Source organism: Pseudomonas sp. 24 E 13 (genome assembly GCF_900004715.1).
In the GTDB taxonomy this organism is placed as follows: Bacteria; Pseudomonadota; Gammaproteobacteria; order Pseudomonadales; family Pseudomonadaceae; genus Aquipseudomonas; species Aquipseudomonas orientalis_A.
In genome coordinates this window covers 1-5639 of the sequence record NZ_CVTO01000151.1, presented here as the reverse complement: position 1 = coordinate 5639, position 5639 = coordinate 1, and the positions used below count along the sequence as shown (strand labels likewise).

Annotated in this window: 5 protein-coding genes; 4 read left to right on the top strand and 1 reads right to left on the bottom strand. The window is 62.2% G+C overall.

Annotation, left to right across the window (positions count from 1 at the left end; translation table 11 throughout):
* Nucleotides 1-58: 58 nt before the first annotated feature.
* The gene (locus BFP90_RS22580) at nt 59-472 is read right to left on the bottom strand and encodes a hypothetical protein (protein ID WP_065898020.1); all 414 of its coding nucleotides are present in this window, start codon (nt 470-472) and stop codon (nt 59-61) included.
* 139 nt (nt 473-611) lie between these two features.
* Between BFP90_RS22580 and BFP90_RS22575 the strand changes: the two genes are divergently transcribed.
* The 4 genes from BFP90_RS22575 to BFP90_RS22560 form a co-directional block, all read left to right on the top strand.
* Complete coding sequence (locus BFP90_RS22575; protein ID WP_065898030.1) at nt 612-1577, top strand: arsenic resistance protein; 966 nt, start codon at nt 612-614, stop codon at nt 1575-1577.
* Between the two features lie 86 nt (nt 1578-1663).
* Nucleotides 1664-3271 (top strand): ArnT family glycosyltransferase, encoded by a 1608-nt coding sequence (locus BFP90_RS22570; RefSeq protein ID WP_065898019.1) that lies wholly within the window; start codon nt 1664-1666, stop codon nt 3269-3271.
* Nucleotides 3272-3509: 238 nt separating this feature from the next.
* Nucleotides 3510-5228 carry a ShlB/FhaC/HecB family hemolysin secretion/activation protein gene (locus BFP90_RS22565; RefSeq protein ID WP_065898018.1) on the top strand — a complete coding sequence of 573 codons (1719 nt, stop codon included), beginning with the start codon at nt 3510-3512 and terminating at the stop codon, nt 5226-5228.
* 31 nt (nt 5229-5259) lie between these two features.
* The coding region (locus tag BFP90_RS22560) for a two-partner secretion domain-containing protein (protein WP_139114960.1) at nt 5260-5639 on the top strand (380 nt) is incomplete at its 3' end.

Below are 5639 nucleotides of genomic sequence, written 5' to 3'. Positions count from 1 at the left end.
AAATAGGTGACTGACCCACTGCCATCGGGGGCAAGCCCCCTCCCACATTTGATATGCGTCAGTCTGCTGAGTTTGCCAGCGCTTGGGATGCGGCGACGTAGTCCGCCTGGAACTGCGGCGATTCGATCCATGCCAATGCGGCGGTCTCGTCATCGCTGTCAGTGGCCCATTGCCGATATTCAATCAGCGCGGCCAGGATAAAGTCGGTCGCTTCCTCTTCGCCTTCCTGTTCCAGCACCAGTGCCAGCAGCGGGTGCGCCAGGAATACCGCACACAGCGCCTGCTGGCTGGTTTCGCCCGCCGTGCGCATCTCCACGAACAGCTCGGTCAAGTCCACTGACTCAAGGTCGATTCGGCTGTCGTCACCGGCGAACGCATCCGGCTTGGTGGCGACGGCGCGCTGGGTACGGTTTTGCTTGGCCTTGGTTTTTGCCCGCTGGGCGCGTTTTTGCTGCTTGTTTGGCGAGGCCATGGGCGTCACGTCCTTGGGTTGGGGCAGGTATTGAAGCGCAGGTTGGGGGAAATCCCAAGCAGGTTTGCTCGCACATCCAACTCGACCACCGGGCAATAGATGAATAGGCTTGGCCTTCGCCACCTGCCAGAGCGTCTTCATGACCCGCGACACCCTTGAGCACAATCAGATTCCCCTCTATTTTGCCGCCACCCTGCTGGCCGCGCTCTGTGGTGCATTTGCGCCGTCTTTTGCTCAGGGGCTTGGCGCACTGGTCACGCCCGCCATCGCGGTATTGATGTACGCGATGTTCCTGCAAATCCCTTTTCTCGAACTGCGCCGTGGCTGGGGTAGCCGGCGCTTTATGCTGGCGTTGCTGCTGGCCAATTTCATCCTGGTGCCCTTGCTGGTATGGGCGCTGACCCGTGGCCTGTTGGAGCACCCTGCGCTGTTGGTGGGCGCGTTGCTGGTATTGCTGACGCCGTGTATCGATTACGTGGTGGTGTTTACCCACATCGGCAAAGGTGATTCGCGGTTGATGCTGGCGGCCACGCCGTTACTGTTACTGGTGCAATTGGCCCTGCTGCCGGTGTACCTGGGGTTGATACTGGGAGCGCACTCGGAGGTGGTGATCGCGGTCGCGCCGTTTATCGAAGCGTTCCTGTTGTTGATCGCGCTGCCGATGCTGCTGGCCGCGTTGACGGCTTTTTACGCGCGACGATCACTGCTGATCAACCGGTGGAACAGCGCCTGGGCCTGGTTGCCGGTGCCGGCGATGGCCCTCGTGCTGTTTGTAGTGATCGGATCGCAGATCACATCAGTGATTCGGGATATCCGCCTGCTTGTGCCTGTGCTGCCCATCTACGCAGGCTTCGCGCTGCTGGCGCCGCTGATGGGGATGTTGGCCGCGCGGGTGTTCGCGCTGCCTGCGGCAACGGCGCGTGCGGTGACGTTCAGCGCATCCACCCGCAATTCCCTGGTGGTGTTGCCCCTGGCGCTGGCGTTGCCTGAAGGTACACGCGGTTTGGCCGCGACGGCGGTGATCCTGCAAACATTGGTCGAACTGGTTGCGCAGTTGATCTACATCCGCCTGATCCCGGCCCTGGTATGGCGCGCCAGTCGGTAATGCATGAATGTGCAGGTTCGTTCAGACGCTGTTCAGGGGGGCGGTCGGCACCATAAGCCCGCGCTTCCCACCTGACAGGTCACCCGATGGATCATTACAGCCGCTTTCGCCTGGAGTCACTGGGCATCTTTCTGATCGCCTTGTTGCTGTTCACCCTGGGTATCTGGGATCAGCAGCCTCAGGGCTTCGACGGACGATGGGCGTTGTTCCTGCAGGAAATGTTTCGCCACGGCGCGAGTCTTTTCCCTACCACCTACGGCCAGCCGTACGCGGATTACCCCGGCACTGCGACGTTCTTCAGTTTTGTCTTTGCCCGGCTGTTTGACGCGCCGAACCATCTGGCGAATGTGCTGCCCACTGCGCTCGCTTCGGCGGGGGTCGTTGCCCTGATCTATCGCCTGCTCGCACCGTCCAGCCGGCCTTGGGCATTACTGACAGTGCTGCTGACACTGCTCACCACCCAACTGCTCGAAAAGTCGCGCTCGGTGTGCCTGGACCAGATGGTCGCGCTGCTGTGCGTCGGCAGTTTCTACCTGCTGCACAGTGGCGAGCGGTTGGGCTCGCGGTTCAGGCAACTCGCGGTTTTCCCCTTGTTTGTCCTGGCCTTCGCGATTCGTGGGCCGCTGGGGTTGATCGAGGTGTGTGGCGTGGCATGTGTGTACTGGGCGCTGGGCCGGCCGGGGGAGCGGGTCAGGCAGGTGCTGGTTCACGGCGTTGTCGGGTTGCTGCTACTGGTGGCGTGCTGGTGGGTGCTGATGAAACTCGCCCGAATCAGCGGGGGCGATGCCTTTGCCGATGAGGTGTTCAGGATGCAGGTCGGCGGGCGGCTGGATGAGTCCGGCGAGCCGTTTTACTTCTACTTTCAGCTGAGTTTGTACCGGTACTTCCCGGTGGTGCCGTTGGCCCTGGCGACGTTGATCGCGCTGCGTCACCGCTGGGCGCAGCGCTGGGTCAATGATGATGTGCAGTTGCTGATACGCCTCGGCGCGTGCGGCTTGATGATTTTGCTCGGCCTGTCAGTGCCGCACTTCAAGCGTGCCTATTACATCCTGCCCATGGTGCCGATGTTTGCTGCTGTGGCGGCCTACGGGCTGCTTCAGGCGCAAGGCTGGCTCGTTGGCGTGCGCCGCTGCTACGAGGGGCTCGTCGTCGCGCTGCCGGCGCTGTGCGTGGTGGTGGTGTTTGCGTGTCGGTATGCCTGGCACAAGCACGGCTATTGGCCTGATGTTTCGATGCCGCTATTGATCGGCGCGCTCGTACTGATGCAAGTGGCGGCGCTGGTGGCGTGGCGTCGGGCCGGGCGGTTGGTGTGGCTGAGCATGATCGCCCTGGCGGCGCAGTGGTTGCTACTGGTCACCGTCATCGAGCCGGCCAAGGATCTTCAGTTCGATACGCGGGAGTTTGTCAGCCAGGTGGAGGCGTTGCGGGATGCGCAGCCGGGCCCTCTGGTATTTGTCGACCTGGGCCGGGACACCTGGGCGTTGCGCTATATGATGAACCTGGACCACGATGAACAGCCGTTTTTCGTCGGGCGTAACGAACTGGAAAAGCTCGCCACATTGCCCCGGCCATCCTGGGTGATTGTGGCGCGCAAGGACGCGGCGCTGTTGAAGGGGTCGCCGGTCGAGCCGTTGGCGCCGAGCTTTCAGGGGCGGTTGAATGACAATGCGTTGATGGTGTTTCTGCTCAACTGAGAAGCCCTTTTTAGAAAGCATCTGAAGCGACGCTCGGCGCGTTACCGTTACTCATCAGTTAGATCATTGCTACCGTCTATCGGAATCGCCAGGCAAGATACCGATGCTTAATAAGATTTTATTTAAAAATCAGTCGGTTAGTTGTTTTTAAGGCGCCTGCCGATAAAGCAGTCGGGATATTGGCATGACGCATGCTTCGATGTTAATTTGCCGCCCTTTGTAAATCGACAGATCGAACATGTACTTGCTCCTGCCATGGACTCGGCTGCTGGGCGTCTGCCTGCTGACTTTCTTCACGCTGAACAGCGCATTCGCCGCCCCCACGCCCGGGGACCAGGACCTGATCCGCGATCGGCAGAACCGCCTGCTCGAAGAGCAACAGCGGCGCCTTGAAGAACTCAAGGACCTGCCCGGCAAAGCGGACAAGCCTCAGGCCCCCGCAACGCCCGCCGACACCCGTTGCTTCCCGATCAAAGACATCGAACTCAAAGGCGCCGACAGCCTGCCGGCCTCCGAGCGCGAGCGCCTGCTCAAGCCCTACGTCGGCCAATGCCTGGGCGTGTCCCAGCTCAACGACCTGCTCAAGGCCATCACCGACTACTACCTCGGCAAAGGCCGCGTCACCAGCCGCGCCTACCTGCCGCAGCAGGACCTCTCCACCGGCCACCTGCAAGTGCTGGTGGTGGAAGGCAAGCTCGAAGCCTTGCGCAGCGCCGAAGGCAGCACCGTGACCGAACGCGAATTGGCCATGGCGTTTCCCGGCAAGGTCGGCGAAGCGCTGAACCTGCGCGAGATCGAGCAACTGGTGGACCAGCTCAACCGCCTGCCGTCCAAACAGGCGCAAATGGAACTGACCCCCGGCAAGCAAGTCGGCGGCAGCGACGTGGTGGTCAAGAACACCGCGCAAAAGCCCTGGCGCGCCAGCCTGTCGCGCAATAACGACGGCCAGAAAAGCACCGGCGAACAGCAATGGGGCGCCGGCCTTGAATGGGACAGCCCGCTGGGCCTGGGCGACCAGTTGATTCTGCGCGGCGGCCATGACGCCATCAGCGACCACCAGAAAACCTCGAAAAACACCATGCTCTATTACAACGTGCCGTGGGGCTGGTGGAACTTCAGCTACACCTACAGCGAGAGCGACTACCGCACCTTCGGCGTGACCGACGACTTCAAATACAAGCAGGACGGCGACAACCAGAACCACCAACTGCGCGCCGAGCGAGTGATCCACCGCGACGACGTGAGCAAGACCTCGGTCAACGTCGGCCTGGCGCACCTGCGCACCAACAACTACATCCTCGACGTGCGCACCGCGCCCAGCAGCAACCGCCTCAGCGAACTGCAATTGGGCGTCAACCACGGTCGGCGTATCGGCACGGCCTTCGTCAACCTGGACCTGGGCATGCAAAACGGCATCGGCCTGCTCGACGCCCAGTCCCAGGAAGAGCGCGACGCCTTCGGTCGCCGCCAGCCGAACTCGCGCTACCGCAAATACACCGCCACCGTCAGCTACCTGCAACCGTTCAGCCTGTGGGGCGAGTCGTTCAGCTTCAGCAGCCTGGCCACCGGCCAACGCAGTGAAGACCCGCTGTTCTCGCCCCAGCGCATGAGCCTCGGCGGCTCGGCTTCGGTGCGCGGTTTCAAGGACCAGTTGCTGACCGGCGACAGCGGCGGCTACTGGCGCAATGAAGTGCGCTGGGCGCGCCCGGTGACCCTCGACTGGATGCGCCCGGCCTTCTTCGAATACGGCGCCAGCGTCGGCTACGACCAGGGCGTGATCCGCAACGACCGCTACAACGACAACGTTCATGGCCGCGTGTCCAGCAACTCCCTGGAGCTGTTCGCCCGTGGCAAGAACGTCAGCACCAGCGTGACCTTTGCCCACTCGCTGGAAAGACCCGGAGTCGTCACCGAGCGCGAAGCGCCGATCTACTTCCGCCTGGATTTGTTCCTGTAATTCAACGTTGCGCCGCAGCGAGAAACTGAAAATGGACGTTCGACAATTTGCCTTCCTGGCCCGCCAACCTTCCGCCGCCCTGAAGCCGCGAAACGCGTTCTTCGGCCTGCCCAAACGCGGGCTGGCGCTGATCCTCGCCAACGCGCTGTTCTGGCAGCCGCTGCTGGCCCAGGCCGAGGGCATCGTGGTCAGTGCGCCAGGTACCACGGTGGGCGCGGCGGGCAATGGCGTGCCGGTGGTGAACATCGCCACACCGAACGGCGCAGGCTTGTCCCATAACCAGTTCCAGCAGTACAACGTCGGCCCCAACGGCGTGATTCTCAACAACGCCAACGGCGCGCTGCAAAACACCCAACTGGGCGGGATCATTGTCGGCAACCCCAACCTCAAGGGCGGCGCGGCCAGCGTCAT

Excerpts from the sequence above, each read along its gene's own strand:
- BFP90_RS22580 (WP_065898020.1), bottom strand. The coding sequence starts at position 472 with ATGGCCTCGCCAAACAAGCAGCAAAAACGCGCCCAGCGGGCAAAAACC.
- BFP90_RS22575 (WP_065898030.1), top strand. The coding sequence starts at position 612 with ATGACCCGCGACACCCTTGAGCACAATCAGATTCCCCTCTATTTTGCC.
- BFP90_RS22570 (WP_065898019.1), top strand. The coding sequence starts at position 1,664 with ATGGATCATTACAGCCGCTTTCGCCTGGAGTCACTGGGCATCTTTCTG.
- BFP90_RS22565 (WP_065898018.1), top strand. The coding sequence starts at position 3,510 with ATGTACTTGCTCCTGCCATGGACTCGGCTGCTGGGCGTCTGCCTGCTG.